Here is a 15,532-nt window from a genome sequence, read left to right on the forward strand (position 1 = left end):
ATCGCCGCCGTCAGCGTGGTCTTGCCGTGGTCGACGTGACCGATCGTGCCGATGTTGCAGTGCGGCTTCGAGCGGTCGAACTTTTCCTTTGCCATCTTGTCAGACGCCTCGTGTAGCTTGGGGGGCCGCACGCGGCCCGGTTCACATCGCGGGCGGGATATTGAATGGCACGGGGAAAATCAAGCGGGTCTTGGCGCCTTAATTGGCCGGCGCGCTCAGCTCCGGTTCCTCGACCGCGGCCATCACCTCCGCGGCCTCGCCGGTATCGGCATCGGCGGTTTCGGCGGCGGCCTCCGGCGCGACCTCCTCGGCGGGTTCCGGCACGATCGGCACGCCTGCATCGGGACCGCCGAACCAGCCGGCATCGCGCTGCTGCTTGCGCATCCAGGTCTCGATGGACAGCGCGATATTGGCCGACAGGGCCGCCATCTGCTCTTCCTTGGTCTGCCCGAGGCCCGAGCCCACGATGAAGGTGTCCTTCGACGGTGCCTCGAGCGCCGAGAGCTGCATCGCCTCCTCGTTCAGCTTCTGCCCCGTGGCATCCTCGAACACCGTGACGTTCACGATCAGCGCCGATTTCGGCGTGAACACGAGCGGAATGCCCGGCTGGGCCAGCACGTAGCCCTCGATGGAGACGCCGAGATGGAAGAACCGGTCGCCCTGGTAGCGGCGGAAGCGCGTCTCGATGGCGCTGTCGACCGCGGCGATCCATTCCTCGTCGGTCGCATCGCGCGAGGCCGGGCCCTTGACGATGTTGGGGGCGATGACCACCGCGTGGCCGAGCTTGAAATCGCCGATCGGCTCCACCGGCTTGTTCAGCTGCCGCGCGCCATCAGCGCAGGCGGCGAGAAATGTCAGGCAGGCGAGCAGCGGGAAGAGACGGCGCATGGGGCGGACCTTTGCGTCAGAACCGGATTGACCGGCAGATGTAGCGGGTCGCCGGGACGGGTGCAATCGGTGGGGCCAAGGAACGGCGCCGTTAGGCGGCACGGTCGGCGGACGCGTCATGACCCGATGCGGTTGCCCTGTCGAGGCACCCGATCATTCATGTCACACGCGGTTCGCACCCGCCCTGCGGGCCGGGGTTTCGCCCTTCCGGGTGCCGATGCGTCCACTGGACGCCCCGCCGCTTTCAGCGGTTCGCACCCGGAACCCACAACACGTCGGCGCGGCCTTCGTCGTTGGCGATGCGGGCGGCCACGAAGAACCAGTCCGACAGGCGGTTGAGATACTTCACCGCCGCCTCGTTCACCGACTCGACCGCCGACAACTCGATGGTCTTGCGCTCCGCCCGGCGTGCCACGGTCCGGCAATGGTGCAGATGCGCCGACAGCGCCGACCCGCCCGGCAGGATGAAGCTGCGCAGGGGTTCCAGCCGCCTGTTCATGGCGTCGATCTCGGCCTCGAGGCGGTCCACCTGTTCCGGCACCATGCGCAGGACCGGGTATTCGGCCTCGTCGTCCTTTTGCATGTCCGGACGGCAAAGGTCGGCGCCGGTGTCGAAGAGATCGTTCTGGATCCGCGCGAGCTGCGCATCGAGGTCGCCCTCCGCATGCAGCCGGGCGATCCCCACCACCGAATTCAGCTCGTCCACCGTGCCGTAGGCGGCGACGCGCGGCGCGTGCTTGGCGACCCGCGTGCCGTCGCCCAGCGCCGTCTCCCCGGCATCGCCGGTGCGCGTATAGATGCGATTGAGAACCACCATGATATCAGCCTCCGCGCCGGACCCAGACGAACAACAAGATCAGCAGCACCGCGACGAACTGCGCCGCGATGCGCCAACGCATGACCTTGTTGGCATGTTTGCGATTGAATTCGCCACCCTTGGCGAAGCCGCCGATGCCGACGAGCAGGATGACCACGACGGCCAGCATGACCACCGCCATCAGGATAAAGAGGGGATCGTTCATCATGAGCGGGATCCTATCAGCCTTCTTCGAATTGCGTGTTGAGGCCAAAGCTAGGCGTGTGCCAGCGGAAATCGATCAAATTCGCCCCTTTCGTCGCGGATCGCCCTATCCCCGCGACACGATCCGGTCGAGCGCGCGGGTCGTCAGGAGCCGCTTGAGCGCCCCCATCGCATGGGTGGGTTTGGTCACGAAATAGCGCGGGCGCGGGCGCGGCGCCTCGATCGCGTGGAGCAGCTTGTCGGTCACTGCGGCGGCGGGCAGTTCGAAGCGGTTGCCTTCCGAGCCCTCGTAGAGCTTGTGCAGTAGCGTCGCGCGGTATTCCTCGGCACGCGGGCTCGCCTCCCAGTCGATCCAGCGTTCGAAGGCGCGGATGGCGTTCTTGCGAAAATCGGTGTCGATCGGGCCGGGCTCGATCAGGCTGACATGGATGTTCTCGGGCGCCATCTCGAGGCGCAGCACGTCCGCCCAACCTTCGAGCGCGAATTTCGTCGCGCAATAGGCGCCGCGATATTTCATCCCGATGAAGCCCAGAACGGAGGAATTGAGCACGATCCGCCCGTGTCCCTGCCGGCGCATGACGGGCAGGACCTCGCGGGTCAGCGCGTGCCAGCCGAGGAAATTGGCCTGGAACGCGACATCCATCGCCTCGGCGGGCACGTCCTCGAGCGGGGCGGGAATGGCGAAGGCGCCGTTGTGGAACAACGCATCGAGCGTGCCGCCGGTGGCCGCGAGCACCATCTCCAGCGCCGGTGCAAAGCTCGCGCGGTCCTCGTAATCGAGCCGCGGGCTGACCAGACCTTCGGCTTTCAGCCGCGCGCAATCCTCGGGCTTGCGGCAGGAGGCGAAGACCTGCCAGCCCCGCGCAGTCAGGGTCCGGGCGGCATCGAGGCCGATACCCGAAGAACAGCCGGTGATCAAAATGCTCTTGGTCATGCGCGTCTTTTGGCGGGCATGACGGGGATTGGCAATTGCCGGGCGGCTAGTCCGCTGCCGCGGTCACCAGATATTCCGCCATCCAGCCGATACGCCGGCTTTCGACGACCCGCAGCTTGACCCAGGCGCCCTCGGTGCGCAGCACCTCGACCGGCGTGCCCCGGTCGAGCTTGGCCACCACCGAATGCCGGGTGCCCGGACCGTTGCGCAGGTTCACGCGGGATCCGGCCACCGCGCGCATGTCGGGTTTCGGGCCGGCTTCGGCGCCGGGCGATGCGCCATAGGCGGGCGCCGGGGCCGCGACCGCGACCGCTTCGCGCCGGGTCAGCCACACATCGTCGATGCGCACCGCGCCGGTCGCGGCCTGATCCGCGGGCGCGGATGGCGTGGACAGAGAGACGCGTTGCACCACGGCCTCGGGGCCATTGCGGATGGACGTTGCGCCCGTGTCACCGGAGAGGCGCATCAGGTCGGTGCCCCCCTGCGCGGCGCGGCTGACCTCCGGCGCGGGGGCCTCCGCAGCGATGTCGCCCTGCGCGCCCAGCGTGGCCATTGCACGCGAATCGTCACCGCGATGCCAGCCGGGCTCGAAATCGGCGCCGCCGCTCAACTCGTAATAGCCCCAGCCCAGAAAGGCGAAGGACAGCATGATAAAACGGGTCATGGGACCCCCCCAGGCAGAATCACTTGTCTTCAAAAACGCCGCTGGCAGCGCGACGTTCCGAGGATACACCGATTCTGCGCATTGGCCGAAGCGAAAAGGGCCCGGAATGCGCCTTCTCCTCGCTTGCCGGTTGGGGATCGCGGGGATATCACTGCATCTATGGATGATGACGCGCTCGACCCCAAGATAAACCCCCGCGACGTGGCCGAACCGCTGCGTCGTGCCATCGGCGAACGCTACCTGACCTATGCGCTGTCGACGATCATGCACCGGGCGCTGCCCGATGCGCGCGACGGGCTGAAGCCGGTGCATCGCCGCATCCTCTACGCGATGCGGCGCCTGCGGCTGAGCGCGACCGGCGGTTTCCTGAAATCCGCCAAGATCTCGGGCGACACGATGGGCGACTTCCACCCCCATGGCGACGCCGCGATCTACGACGCGATGGCGCGGCTAGCGCAGGATTTCGCGGTGCGCTATCCGCTGGTCGACGGCCAAGGCAATTTCGGCAATATCGACGGCGACAACCCGGCCGCCAGCCGCTACACCGAGGCGCGAATGACGGTCATGGCCGAGGCGCTGCTGAACGGGCTCGACGAGAACGCGGTCGATTTCCGCCCGAACTACGACGGCCGCCTCGAAGAGCCGGTGGTCCTGCCCGCCTCCTATCCGAACCTCTTGGCCAACGGCTCCTCGGGCATTGCGGTGGGCATGGCGACGAACATCCCGCCGCACAACATCGCAGAGCTGATCGACGCCTGCCTGCACCTCATCAAGACCCCCGATGCCCGCGACGACACGCTGCTGAACTACATCCCCGGCCCCGATTTCCCCACCGGCGGCACCATCGTCGAGCCGCGCGAGAATATCGCCGAGGCCTATCGCACCGGGCGCGGATCGTTCCGGCTGCGCGCCAAGTGGCATGTCGAACGGCTCGACCGGGGGACGTGGCAGATCATCGTCACGGAAATCCCCTACCAGGTGCAGAAATCGAAGCTGGTGGAGCGGCTGGCCGAGGTGATCCAGACCAAGAAGGTGCCGATCCTCGCCGATATCCGCGACGAGAGCGCCGAGGATATCCGCATGGTGCTGGAGCCGCGTTCGAAGAACGTCGACCCGGACGTGCTGATGGGCATGCTGTTCCGCAATTCCGATCTCGAGGTGAAGTTCAGCCTCAACATGAACGTGCTGATCGACGGCGTCACGCCGCAGGTCTGTTCGCTGAAGGAGGTGCTGCGCGCCTTCCTCGATTTCCGCCGCGAGGTGCTGGTGCGGCGCTCCACCCACCGGATGGAGAAGATCGACCATCGGCTCGAAGTGCTGGAAGGCCTGATCGTCGCCTTCCTGAACCTCGACCGGGTGATTGACATTATCCGCTACGACGACGACCCCAAGGCCGCGCTCTGCCGCGAGGATTGGGGCCGCGATCATGTCCGTGCCACGAACGAGAAGGATTACGTCTCTCCGTCGCCCGTCGCCTCAGAAGACGGGCTCGGGCTGACCGAGGTGCAGGCCGAGGCCATCCTGAACATGCGCCTGCGCTCCCTGCGCCGTCTCGAGGAGATGGAGCTGGTGTCCGAGCGCGACCGGCTGATGGAGGAACGCGCGGGACTCGAGGACCTGCTCGACAGCGAGACGCTGCAATGGGACAGCATCGCCGAGGAGCTGCGCGCGACCAAGAAGAGCTTCGGCAAGGATTACGCGGGCGGCGCCCGGCGCACCGATTTCTCCGAGGCCACGGCTATCGAGGACGTGCCCATCGAGGCGATGATCGAGCGCGAGCCGATCACCGTCGTCTGCTCCCAGATGGGCTGGGTGCGCGCGCTGACCGGGCATATCGACCTCACCCGCGAGCTGAAGTTCAAGGATGGCGACGGGCCGCGCTTCATCTTCCACGCCGAGACCACCGACCGGCTTCTGGTCGCGGGCTCGAACGGGCGGTTCTACACGATGTCGGCGGCGACCCTGCCCGGCGGTCGCGGCATGGGCGAGCCGCTGCGCCTGCAGGTCGATCTGCCGAACGAGGCGGAGATCCTCGACATCCTGGTGCACAAGCCCGAGCGCAAGCTTCTGGTCGCCTCCTCTGCGGGCGACGGTTTCATCGTGCCCGAGGACGAGGTGGTCGCCCAGACCCGCGTGGGCAAGCAGGTGCTGAACGTGCGCGGCGACGTGAAGGCACGGGTGGTCAAGCCCGTGACCGGCGATGCCGTCGCGGTGGTGGGCGAGAACCGCAAGGTGCTGGTCTTCCCGCTCGACGAGCTACCTGAGATGGGACGCGGCAAAGGCGTCCGGCTGCAGAAATACAAGGACGGGGGGCTCAGCGATGCCACCACGCTCACCCTGGGCGAAGGCCTCTCCTGGCGCGACCCCGCCGGACGCACCCGGACCGTCGAACGACCCGAACTCGACGAATGGATCGCCAAGCGCGCCGCCTCCGGCCGCATGGCGCCGCGCGGCTTCCCCCGCGACAACAAGTTCAACTGACGGCGCGCTGGAGACCGAATTCGCCGGGCGGCGCGGCCCGCTTCTGGGACTGGCCATCCGCACCGGTGCCCTGACGATCCTGACGCTGGGCTTCTACCGCTTCTGGATGAAGACCCGGCTCAGACGCTGGTACTGGTCGGCGATCCGCCCCGGCGGCCACCCGCTGCAATATGTGGGCGATCCGTGGGAGAAGCTCCTGGGTTTCCTGATCGCGGTGGTGATCCTCGCCTTCTATATCGGCGTGGTGAACCTGGTGCTGATGTTCCTGAGTTTCTCGCTTTTCCAGGGCAACGTCGCCGCCTATGCGCTCAGCTTTCTCGGGGTGATCCCGCTGTGGTTCTACGCGCAGTACCGCGCGCGACGTTACGTGCTGGCGCGGACCCGCTGGCGCGGCGTGCGCTTCGCGCTGGCGCCCGGGGCTTGGGGCTATGCCTTCCGCGCGCTCGGCCACTGGATCGTGACGATCATGTCCTGCGGGCTTTTGTGGCCGCGGATGACCTTCTGGCTGGAGAAGTACAAAACCGACCGGACCTATTTCGGCACGGCGCGCATGGTCCAGGAGGGGCGCTGGAGCATGCTCTACCCCTCGACGCGCTGGATTTTCGTCGCACTTGCGCTCGCTGCCCTGTCGGCCCTGGCTTATTGGGGCGCGAAGCCCGCCGCCGGAACCAGCCTTGCCATCCTCGCCTTCGGCGCGGGCGTCTACGGGCTCGTCTTCTACCGGGTCGACAGCCTGAAGCGGCTGACCGAGACCAAGCGGCTGGGCACGGTCCGCCTGCATTTCGAGCCCAACGCGGCGCGCATATTGCTGATCCAGGCCTTCGGTTACGCGGTCACGATCGCGCTTATGCTGGTGCCCACGATGGTCCTCGGCGTGGCGCTCATCGGTGTGCAGGCCGCCGAGTTGCTGACCGAGATCGGCGCGGGCGACGCCCTGCCCTGGATCGAGGCGCTGCCGCCCTACACGCTGATCGCGTTCAGCGCCGCGCTTTATTTCACGATCTTCCTGATGTGGTCGGCGCTGACGCAGATCTTCGTGACCATGCCGACGATCCGCCACTATGCGCAACGCCTCGCCATCGCCGCGCCGGACGGTCTGGCCCGCGTGCGCCAGCGTCCCCGGGACGAGGCGGAACAGGCCGAAGGCTTTGCCGAGGCGCTGGATGTGGGGGCCTCGATATGACCGGGACGCTGATCCACGTGGGCAGCCGCCCGGCCGCCTATCACGGCCGCGCCACCTTCTTCGACGGGATCGCGCCGGTGCCGCAGGAGGTCGCGCTCGGCATCGACGAGGCCGCGGGCGCGCTCGTCTTCGAGGCGGGCGGCGACAGCTACGGCTGGCCCTTGGAGGATATCCGCGAGGTGCCCGACCAGGCGGGTGGCGATCTCTACGTGCTGCGGCTGATCGACGACCCGCTGGCGCAGCTTGTCCTCACGGACCGCGACCTTGCCCCGCGCCTGCCGCGGCGACGGCGGCGCCAGCCCGGGGCCGATCGGGGCCTTATCGCGCGCTGGGCGGCGGCGGCGCTGGGGTCGGTCGCGCTCATCATCTTCGTGCTGGTGCCGATCATGGCCGACCAGCTGGCGCGCTTCATCCCGCCCGAAGGCGAACGGGCGCTGGGCGAGGTGACGCTGACCCAGATCCGCAACGCGCTCGGCCCGGGCAGCGTGGCGCCGGTGCCGTTCTGCGACGCGCCCGAGGGCGCGGCGGCGCTGGACAAGATCCGCGACCGTCTGGCGGCGGGCACGCCGCTGCCGCAGGACCTCTCGGTGCATGTGCTCGACCACAAGATGGTCAATGCCTTCGCGCTGCCGGGCGGGTACATCGTGTTCTTCCGCGGCCTGCTCGATGCCGCCGAGACGCCCGAGGAAATCGCCGCCGTTTTCGCCCACGAGGTGGGCCACGTGGTCAGCCGCGATCCGACGCGGCACGCGCTGCGCTCGGCGGGCTCCATCGGGGTTCTGGGCCTGATCCTCGGCGATTTCGCGGGCGGGGCCGCGGTTTTGTACCTGACCGAACGGCTGATCGAGGCGCGCTATTCCCAAGCCGCCGAGACGGGTGCCGATCTCTTCGCCTACGGCATGCTGGAACGCGCGGGTCTCTCGCCCGCGGCCCTCGGCGACATGTTCGAACGCTTCCGCGAGATCGGCGGCGAGGCCCCCGCGATCATGACCCATTTCATGAGCCATCCGGAACTGTCCGACCGGATCGCCGCGGCCGAGGCGGCGGTGCCCGCGGGCTTCGAGCCCGTGCCGTTGCTGAGCGATTCCGAGTTCCGCGCCCTGACCGCGATCTGCGACTGACACTTGCTTGTGACGCAAGGTTTTCCCGCGAAAGGTAGAAAAAACGCGACGTTCGTAGACCGGGATGCGTCGATTTCCCCCTGTCGTCATGGGCCGCGTCAAGCTATCTAACGTGCAAATTCATTGCAGGCGGCGCAGGACGCACCGCCCCGATCAAGGGAGAGCATACCGATGAAGGTACTCGTGCCTGTCAAACGGGTGATCGACTACAACGTGAAGGTTCGCGTGAAGGCGGACGGTTCCGGCGTCGATCTGGCCAATGTGAAAATGTCGATGAACCCCTTCGACGAGATCGCCGTCGAAGAGGCCATCCGCCTGAAGGAAGCCGGCAAGGCCGACGAGGTGATCGTCGTCTCGATCGGCGTGAAACAGGCGCAGGAGACGCTGCGCACGGGTCTCGCCATGGGCGCCGACCGGGCGATCCTCGTGACCGCCAGCGATGACGTGCATAACGACATCGAGCCGCTGTCGGTCGCCAAGATCCTCGCCAAGGTCATCGAGGAAGAGCAGCCGGGCCTGGTGATCTGCGGCAAGCAGGCCATCGACAACGACCTCAACGCCACCGGCCAGATGCTGGCGGCGCTGACCGGCTGGGCACAGGCGACCAATGCCAACACGCTCGAGATCGACGGCGATCATGCGGTCGTCGCGCGCGAGGTCGATGGCGGCCTGCAGACCATCAAGGTCAAGCTGCCTGCCATCGTCACCACCGACCTGCGCCTCAACGAGCCGCGCTACGCCTCGCTGCCGAACATCATGAAGGCGAAGAAGAAGCCGCTCGATGAGAAGACGCCCGCCGATTACGGCGTCGATGTCGCGCCGCGCCTCGAGATCGTGAAGACCTCGGAGCCGGCAGAGCGTGCCGCGGGCGAAATGGTGGGTTCGGTCGACGAACTCGTGACGAAGCTGAAAGACAAGGGGGTCGTGTGATGGCCGTTCTTCTGCTTGCTGAAATCAATGACGGTACGCTGTCGCGCGATGCGACCTCGAAGGCCGTGACCGCCGCGAAGGCCCTGGGCGACGTGACCCTGCTGGCCGTCGGGGCCTCCGCCAAGGATGCCGCCGCCGAGGCCGCCAAGATCGACGGCGTGTCGAAGGTGCTGGTGGCCGAGGATGCGCTTTATGGTCATCGCCTCGCCGAGCCCGTCGCCGCGCTCGTCGTGTCGCTGGCCAGTGATTACGACCACATCGCGGCCCCCGCAACCACCGATGCCAAGAACATCCTGCCGCGCGTCGCGGCCCTTCTCGACGTGATGATCCTCACCGATGTCACCGGCATCGTCGATGCCGACACGTTCGAGCGTCCGATCTACGCGGGCAATGCGGTGCAGACCGTGAAGTCCTCCGACCCGAAGAAGGTGCTGACCATCCGCACCTCGACCTTCGAGGCGGCGGGCGAGCAAGGCGCCTGCGCCGTCGAGGACGTGGCCGCTGCGGACAATCCCGGCGTGTCGGAATGGGTCTCGGACAAGGTTGCCGAAAGCGATCGTCCGGAACTCACCTCCGCGGGCATCGTCGTTTCGGGCGGCCGCGGCGTCGGCTCGGAAGAAAACTTCGCCGTGATCGAGAAGCTCGCCGACAAGCTCGGTGCTGCCGTCGGCGCCTCCCGCGCCGCGGTCGATTCGGGCTTTGCGCCGAACGACTGGCAGGTGGGCCAGACCGGCAAGGTCGTGGCACCGGATCTCTACATCGCCTGCGGCATCTCGGGTGCCATCCAGCACCTCGCCGGCATGAAGGATTCCAAGGTGATCGTCGCGATCAACAAGGACGAGGAAGCGCCGATCTTCCAGGTGGCCGATTACGGCCTCGTGGGCGATCTCTTCGACCTGGTGCCGGAGCTGACCGAAAAGCTCTGATCGCGGGGCACGTTTCCCGATGCGAAGGCCCGCCCCTGGCGGGCCTTTTCGCGTCTTGGGGTCGGGGTTCAGTCGCTAGCGTCGTCCCGGTCGCCGCGCGCGTCCCAGAGATGGCGCAGGCAGTCCGACAGGGCCTGTGCGGCGCGGTCATGGGCGGTCGCGCTGAGCATGGTCGCGGCCAGCATCGCGTCGAATTCCGAGAACACCATGCCCTCGGTGCTGCGCGCCGATGCGGGTTCCACGATCTCGACCACGCCGCCGATTCGCGACGAGAGCGCATCGAGCATCTCGCGCGTAATGAAGGACGGATCCTTGAGCGGCGGGATCAGCGCGGCGCGCGCATTGGCGGGCGGCGCGCTTTCGGCGAACCACAGCAGGTGGACGGGGCGCGGCAGATGCCCGAGGATCAGGCGCATCCGCGACACCCAGGCGACCTGAACCTCGCGCACCACGACCTCGAACCGTTCGGGCGAGGTGTCGAACAGCGTCGTCATCAGCGCCCCGGTGAAGGCGATCTGGCTGAAATCCACGTCCGGGTAGAGCGTCATCAGCGCGTCCGACGCCTTCACGAAGCGGTCATTGCGGCGCGGATGCACGGAGTAGAAGCGGTTCGACATGTTCTGCGCGCCGATCACCTGCATCACGCAAAGCCGCGCGCCCGAGGCGATGCGCAGCACCTCGGGGTCCTGCAGGAACAGATCGAGCCCCGCATTCACCTGCCCGAAATTGGCGATCTCCGCGCCCAGCCGGTCGCCCAGAAGCTGCGGCCAGGGATCGGGGTGGAAACGCCCGAAGGTTTCCGTCCCGCCCAGACAGACGAGCAGGTCGGCGGTGAGGTCGGGCATCGGGCCACGGAATCGCACCCGACTCTTGCCGTAGCGGCACAGACCGTAATCGAGGCCGCCGCGTATGTCGTTGCTATACATGGTTCGCACACCGGAGTTTTTCGGACTCCTCTCTGCACCATAAGGCTTGAGCCTTTATTAAGGCCCGCAGCCGCGCCGCGCGGCACGAAGGCCCCTTGTGATCCGGGCGAGGCCGGGCCACTTTACAGCCGGCAAGCGAAGAGGCAGATCATGCAGATCAAGACGGTAGGCGTTGTCGGCGCCGGGCAGATGGGCAACGGGATCGCCCATGTGATGGCGGTGGCGGGCTACGACGTCCTGCTGAACGACATCAGCGCCGATGCGCTGGAGGCGGCCTGCGCCCTGATCGAGAAGAACCTCGACAAGCAGGTGAGCCGCGAGAAGATCAGCGCGGAGGATCGTGACGCCGCGCTCAAGCGGATCCGCACGACGCAGGAGCTGACCGATCTCGGCCAGTCGGACCTGGTGATCGAGGCCGCGACCGAGCGCGAGGAGGTCAAGCAAAAGATCTTCGAGACGCTCGTGCCGTCGCTGAAACCCGACACCATCCTGACCTCGAACACCTCGTCGATCTCCATCACCCGGCTGGCCAGCCGCACCGACCGGCCCGAGCGTTTCATGGGGTTTCACTTCATGAACCCGGTGCCGATCATGTCGCTGGTCGAGCTGATCCGCGGCATCCAGACCGATCAGGACACCTATGACGCCTGCCTCGCGGTCGTCGAGAAACTGGGCAAGACCGCGGCCTCGGCCGAGGATTTCCCGGCCTTCATCGTGAACCGCATCCTGATGCCGATGATCAACGAGGCGGCCTATACGCTTCTGGAAGGCGTCGGCAACGTGAGCTCCATCGACCAGGCGATGAAGCTCGGCGCGAACCATCCGATGGGGCCGCTGGAGCTTGCGGATTTCATCGGGCTCGACACGTGCCTCGCGATCATGAACGTGCTGCATGACGGGCTGGGCGACACCAAGTACCGCCCCTGCCCGCTGCTGTCGAAATATGTCGAGGCCGGGTGGCTCGGCCGGAAGACCCAGCGCGGTTTCTACGATTACCGCGGCGAGACGCCGGTGCCGACGCGCTGAACGCGCGAAACTTCACCGCATTCGATTGAAATGCTCCGGAGATAAATGTCCGGGCGTCTTGGTGCACGCATGCGCGAGACGTGCGTCAGCCGTTTCCAAGCGCCTCGTGATGCGCCCAGAGCGGCTGGTCGGGCACGTGCAGGCGCAGCGTACCGCCCAGCGTCAGGACGCCCGGCCGTTCGACCCAGGCGGTCACACCGCGCCGCCCCTTGGCCGCGGTCTTGAACCCTTTGGCGGCGTCGGGCGCCGTCTCGGCGATGACGCGGGCGGGCAGGTGGCAGGGGCGGTTTTCCATATCCACGACCAGCATGCCGCCATCCTCGAGCTGCAGGCGCGAAGACGGGGGCACATGCGACAAATCCGGCAGGCCCTCGATCACCATCGTCGCGCCCAGCCATTCCGGCGGCATGTCCGCGAGGCCGATCCGCGTGGCGATCTCGGCGAGGTCCTCGGCCGAGAGGATGGAAAGCTGGCGCACGTTGCGGATCTCGGTGCCGCGGGGATACTGGCTCAGCAGGCGCGAACAGGAGGGCCGGTTGAGGCCGCCATGGGTGTCGCCCGGCACCCCGTCCCAATCGAGGGCGATGCTGTCTTCGGGCGCGGAGCGGATATCCTTGGTGGCGTCGCTGACACGGCCGAGCCAGACAATCCGCGCGGTGAAATCGGTGGGCTTCAGCGCGGGCACGGCATTCAGACCTTCAGAGTGAAGAACAGGCGCCGGAAGGGGAACAGAACGGTGCCGCCGGGGCCTTCGGGATAGGCCTTGCCGATCACCTGCTCGTATTCCCGGATCAAGCGCGCGCGCTCATCCGCGGACAGCGCGGACAGGATCGGGCGGGCGAAGGTGCCCTCGGTGAAACGCCGCACCGGATGGCCTTCGGCGTCGGGCGCGAGTTCCTGGTAATACTCGGTTTCCCAGAGCGTCACCGCGCCGAGCGGCGCCAGAAGCCGGTGATATTCCGCTGGAAGCAGCACCGCGGGCAGGTTCGCCCGGTCGACGCGGCCCGGAAACAGCTCATCGGCGATCTGCAGCCAGAGCCGGTGCGACGGCGCGCGGTTCTGGTTGGGGCATTGCACCGCCAGAACGCCGCCTTGGGTTAGCATCTTCGCCAAACGCGGCATCAGCGTGGCATGGTCCTTCAGCCAGTGCAGCGCGGCATTGGCGAAGATCATCGCGGGCGGCGTCTCGGCCCGCCATTCGGCGAGGTCCATCTGCTCGACCGTGGTGTAGGAGCCCGAGCGCTCGGCGTGATCGAGCATGGCCGGGCTGGCGTCGACGCCCACAAGCCGGCGCCGCAACTGGCCCAGGGCCGGTCCGACCGCCCCGGTGCCGCATCCGAGGTCGATGACGTTCCCTTCGGGCAAGGGGCCGATGGCGCGCAGAAGATCGAGAGCGGGCCGCAAGCGCAAACCCCGGAACCTGTGATAGGTCCCGGGGTCCCAGTCCGCGCCTTCGGGCGCAGAGGTCATGCAGACGGTTCGGGTTCGAGATCACCCGCGGGCTTCGACTTCGGCTTGGTCTTCGGGATCGAGACCACCGAGGGCTTCGGCTCGTCGGAGCTGCTGCCCGTATCGCCGTCATCCGAATGCGGCGGCTCGCCGCGAATGACGCGCTTGATCTCGTCGCCGGTCAGCGTCTCGTATTCCAAAAGGCCCTGTGCCAGCCGCTCCCACTCGTCCTTCTTTTCGTTCAGGATGCGGAAGGCGGTGTCATAGGCATCGCTGATAAAGCGCTTCACTTCGGACTCGATCATCTCCTTGGTGTGGGCCGACACCGACAGGCCCGCGGTCTGGCCGGAATAGCCCTCCGCCGCCTCGCGGTAGTCGATATTGCCCACCTTCTCGGACATGCCCCATTGCAGCACCATCGCGCGCGCCAGCGCCGAGGCCTGCTGGATGTCGCCCGCCGGGCCGTTGGAGACGTTTTCTTCGCCGTACTTGATGATCTCGGCTGCCTTGCCCGCCATGGTCATGGCCAGCTTTTCCTCGCATTCGGACTTGTGCCAGTTCAGCCGGTCGATCTCGGGCAGCGAGACGACCATGCCGAGGGCACCGCCGCGCGGTATGATCGTGGCCTTGTAGACCGGATCGCATTGCGGCAGCGACAGGCCGACGATGGCGTGACCGGCCTCGTGATAGGCGGTCTTTTCCTTCTGCTCGGGCGTCAGGACCATCGACCGGCGCTCGGCGCCCATCATGACCTTGTCCTTGGCATCCTCGAAATCGATCATGGTCACGAAGCGGCGGCCGACACGGGCGGCCATCAGCGCAGCCTCGTTCACGAGGTTGGCGAGATCCGCACCCGAGAAGCCAGGCGTGCCGCGCGCGATGATGCGCAGGTCCACATCCGGCCCCAGCGGGGTCTTGCGGGCATGCACGCCGAGGATCTTCTCGCGGCCCTTCACGTCGGGGTTCGGCACCGTCACCTGACGGTCGAAGCGGCCGGGACGCAGCAGCGCGGGGTCGAGCACGTCGCGGCGGTTGGTGGCCGCGACGATGATGACGCCCTCATTGGCCTCGAAGCCGTCCATCTCCACGAGAAGCTGGTTCAGCGTCTGTTCGCGCTCGTCATTGCCGCCGCCATAGCCGGAGCCCCGGTTGCGGCCCACGGCGTCGATCTCGTCGATGAAGACGATACAGGGCGCGTTCTTCTTGGCCTGTTCGAACATGTCGCGGACCCGGCTGGCGCCGACACCCACGAACATCTCGACGAAGTCGGAGCCCGAGATGGTGAAGAAGGGCACACCCGCCTCGCCCGCGATGGCGCGTGCAAGCAGCGTCTTACCGGTGCCCGGAGGGCCCACCAGCAGCGCGCCTTTCGGGATCTTGCCGCCGAGCCGCGAGAATTTCTGCGGGTTGCGCAGGAATTCCACGATCTCCTCGAGCTCTTCCTTGGCCTCGTCGATGCCCGCGACGTCGTCGAAGGTCACGCGGCCATGCTTTTCGGTCAGGAGCTTCGCCTTGGACTTGCCGAAACCCATCGCGCCGCCTCGTCCGCCGCCCTGCATCCGGTTCATGAAGTAGATCCAGACGCCGATCAGCAGCAGGAACGGCAGCAGCGAGATCAGGAAGGACTGGAAGCCCGACTGTTCCTGGCTTTCGGCGCGCACCGGCACGTTGTTGTCGACGAGAAGGTTCGTCACTTCCGCGTCCTCGGGCTTGATCGTCACGAAATCCGTGCCGTCCTGAGTGCGATAGCGCACCTGCTCGCCGTCGATCGTGGCGGAGGTGACGTTCTGATCCTCGACCGCCGAGACGAAGTCCGAATACGGAGCCTCGCGGCTCTGCATGGTCGAATTGCCGCCGGAAAAGAGGTTGAAAAGTGCAAGGACGAGCAGAAAGAGCACGACCCAGAAGGCGATGTTACGCGCGTTGCCCAAGGAAATTCTCCTGTGAAGTCTTGAAGCGGCTCATAGCATGGCCGGTTACTTG

The 15,532-nt window shown here is 66.7% G+C and carries 16 protein-coding genes; 6 read left to right on the forward strand and 10 right to left on the reverse strand.

The window, feature by feature from the left end:
• From BW990_RS08670 to BW990_RS08695, 6 genes are all read right to left on the reverse strand, one after another.
• The coding region (locus tag BW990_RS08670; protein WP_143526125.1) for a GTP-binding protein at positions 1–95 on the reverse strand (95 nt) is incomplete at its 3' end.
• Positions 96–198: 103 nt separating this feature from the next.
• Complete coding sequence (locus BW990_RS08675; protein WP_076447162.1) at positions 199–888, reverse strand: hypothetical protein; 690 nt, start codon at positions 886–888, stop codon at positions 199–201.
• 244 nt (positions 889–1,132) lie between these two features.
• Positions 1,133–1,705 (reverse strand): cob(I)yrinic acid a,c-diamide adenosyltransferase, encoded by a 573-nt coding sequence (locus tag BW990_RS08680; protein WP_076447165.1) that lies wholly within the window; start codon positions 1,703–1,705, stop codon positions 1,133–1,135.
• Between the two features lie 4 nt (positions 1,706–1,709).
• Positions 1,710–1,913, reverse strand: a complete 204-nt coding sequence (locus BW990_RS08685; protein WP_076447168.1) for a twin transmembrane helix small protein — start codon at positions 1,911–1,913, stop codon at positions 1,710–1,712.
• Between the two features lie 102 nt (positions 1,914–2,015).
• A complete protein-coding gene (locus tag BW990_RS08690; RefSeq protein ID WP_076447171.1) occupies positions 2,016–2,843 on the reverse strand; it encodes an SDR family NAD(P)-dependent oxidoreductase in 828 nt (275 codons plus the stop codon).
• A gap of 46 nt (positions 2,844–2,889) precedes the next feature.
• Complete coding sequence (locus BW990_RS08695) at positions 2,890–3,507, reverse strand: SH3 domain-containing protein (RefSeq protein WP_076447173.1); 618 nt, start codon at positions 3,505–3,507, stop codon at positions 2,890–2,892.
• A 159-nt stretch (positions 3,508–3,666) separates the two neighbouring features.
• On the opposite strand from BW990_RS08695, the gene BW990_RS08700 reads away from it, so the two are divergent.
• The 5 genes from BW990_RS08700 to BW990_RS08720 all read left to right on the forward strand — a co-directional run bounded on the left by BW990_RS08700 (position 3,667) and on the right by BW990_RS08720 (position 10,148).
• Positions 3,667–5,988, forward strand: coding sequence for a DNA topoisomerase IV subunit A (locus BW990_RS08700; protein ID WP_076447176.1), 2,322 nt, complete (start codon positions 3,667–3,669; stop codon positions 5,986–5,988).
• A 7-nt stretch (positions 5,989–5,995) separates the two neighbouring features.
• Entirely contained in the window at positions 5,996–7,171 is a 1,176-nt protein-coding gene (locus tag BW990_RS08705) for a DUF898 family protein (protein WP_076447965.1), read from the forward strand.
• Positions 7,168–8,292 carry a M48 family metallopeptidase gene (locus tag BW990_RS08710; RefSeq protein WP_076447179.1) on the forward strand — a complete coding sequence of 375 codons (1,125 nt, stop codon included), beginning with the start codon at positions 7,168–7,170 and terminating at the stop codon, positions 8,290–8,292. Before BW990_RS08705 ends, BW990_RS08710 begins: the two co-directional genes overlap by 4 nt.
• 171 nt (positions 8,293–8,463) lie before the next feature.
• Positions 8,464–9,222: an electron transfer flavoprotein subunit beta/FixA family protein gene (locus tag BW990_RS08715; protein WP_076447182.1), complete on the forward strand. Its 759-nt coding sequence runs from the start codon at positions 8,464–8,466 to the stop codon at positions 9,220–9,222.
• The gene (locus tag BW990_RS08720; protein ID WP_076447185.1) at positions 9,222–10,148 is read left to right on the forward strand and encodes an electron transfer flavoprotein subunit alpha/FixB family protein; all 927 of its coding nucleotides are present in this window, start codon (positions 9,222–9,224) and stop codon (positions 10,146–10,148) included. The genes BW990_RS08715 and BW990_RS08720 overlap by 1 nt, the downstream gene beginning before the upstream one ends.
• Positions 10,149–10,216: 68 nt before the next feature.
• Here the strand turns inward: BW990_RS08720 and BW990_RS08725 are convergent, their stop codons facing one another.
• Positions 10,217–11,074, reverse strand: a complete 858-nt coding sequence (locus BW990_RS08725; protein ID WP_076447188.1) for a DUF6473 family protein — start codon at positions 11,072–11,074, stop codon at positions 10,217–10,219.
• Positions 11,075–11,224: 150 nt separating this feature from the next.
• Here BW990_RS08725 and BW990_RS08730 point away from each other — a divergent pair, with 150 nt between their 5' ends.
• Positions 11,225–12,100: a 3-hydroxybutyryl-CoA dehydrogenase gene (locus BW990_RS08730; RefSeq protein ID WP_076447191.1), complete on the forward strand. Its 876-nt coding sequence runs from the start codon at positions 11,225–11,227 to the stop codon at positions 12,098–12,100.
• Positions 12,101–12,185: 85 nt separating this feature from the next.
• On the opposite strand, the gene BW990_RS08735 is transcribed toward BW990_RS08730, so the two are convergent.
• The 3 genes from BW990_RS08735 to ftsH are packed head-to-tail and all read right to left on the reverse strand — an operon-like array spanning position 12,186 to position 15,480.
• Positions 12,186–12,785 carry an MOSC domain-containing protein gene (locus BW990_RS08735; RefSeq protein WP_076447194.1) on the reverse strand — a complete coding sequence of 200 codons (600 nt, stop codon included), beginning with the start codon at positions 12,783–12,785 and terminating at the stop codon, positions 12,186–12,188.
• Positions 12,786–12,790: 5 nt separating this feature from the next.
• Positions 12,791–13,570, reverse strand: coding sequence for a methyltransferase domain-containing protein (locus BW990_RS08740; RefSeq protein ID WP_083950529.1), 780 nt, complete (start codon positions 13,568–13,570; stop codon positions 12,791–12,793).
• On the reverse strand, positions 13,567–15,480 hold the full coding sequence (gene ftsH / locus BW990_RS08745; protein ID WP_076447197.1) for an ATP-dependent zinc metalloprotease FtsH: 1,914 nt from the start codon (positions 15,478–15,480) through the stop codon (positions 13,567–13,569). Before ftsH ends, BW990_RS08740 begins: the two co-directional genes overlap by 4 nt.
• Between the last annotated feature and the right edge of the window lie 52 nt (positions 15,481–15,532).

It is taken from the genome of Roseivivax lentus (assembly GCF_900156805.1).
In the GTDB taxonomy this organism is placed as follows: domain Bacteria; phylum Pseudomonadota; class Alphaproteobacteria; order Rhodobacterales; family Rhodobacteraceae; genus Roseivivax; species Roseivivax lentus.

Coding starts and splice junctions, on each gene's coding strand:
- BW990_RS08675 (WP_076447162.1), bottom strand. CDS start 888: ATGCGCCGTCTCTTCCCGCTGCTCGCCTGCCTGACATTTCTCGCCGCC.
- BW990_RS08680 (WP_076447165.1), bottom strand. CDS start 1,705: ATGGTGGTTCTCAATCGCATCTATACGCGCACCGGCGATGCCGGGGAG.
- BW990_RS08685 (WP_076447168.1), bottom strand. CDS start 1,913: ATGATGAACGATCCCCTCTTTATCCTGATGGCGGTGGTCATGCTGGCC.
- BW990_RS08690 (WP_076447171.1), bottom strand. CDS start 2,843: ATGACCAAGAGCATTTTGATCACCGGCTGTTCTTCGGGTATCGGCCTC.
- BW990_RS08695 (WP_076447173.1), bottom strand. CDS start 3,507: ATGACCCGTTTTATCATGCTGTCCTTCGCCTTTCTGGGCTGGGGCTAT.
- BW990_RS08700 (WP_076447176.1), top strand. CDS start 3,667: ATGGATGATGACGCGCTCGACCCCAAGATAAACCCCCGCGACGTGGCC.
- BW990_RS08710 (WP_076447179.1), top strand. CDS start 7,168: ATGACCGGGACGCTGATCCACGTGGGCAGCCGCCCGGCCGCCTATCAC.
- BW990_RS08715 (WP_076447182.1), top strand. CDS start 8,464: ATGAAGGTACTCGTGCCTGTCAAACGGGTGATCGACTACAACGTGAAG.
- BW990_RS08720 (WP_076447185.1), top strand. CDS start 9,222: ATGGCCGTTCTTCTGCTTGCTGAAATCAATGACGGTACGCTGTCGCGC.
- BW990_RS08725 (WP_076447188.1), bottom strand. CDS start 11,074: ATGTATAGCAACGACATACGCGGCGGCCTCGATTACGGTCTGTGCCGC.
- BW990_RS08730 (WP_076447191.1), top strand. CDS start 11,225: ATGCAGATCAAGACGGTAGGCGTTGTCGGCGCCGGGCAGATGGGCAAC.
- BW990_RS08740 (WP_083950529.1), bottom strand. CDS start 13,570: ATGACCTCTGCGCCCGAAGGCGCGGACTGGGACCCCGGGACCTATCAC.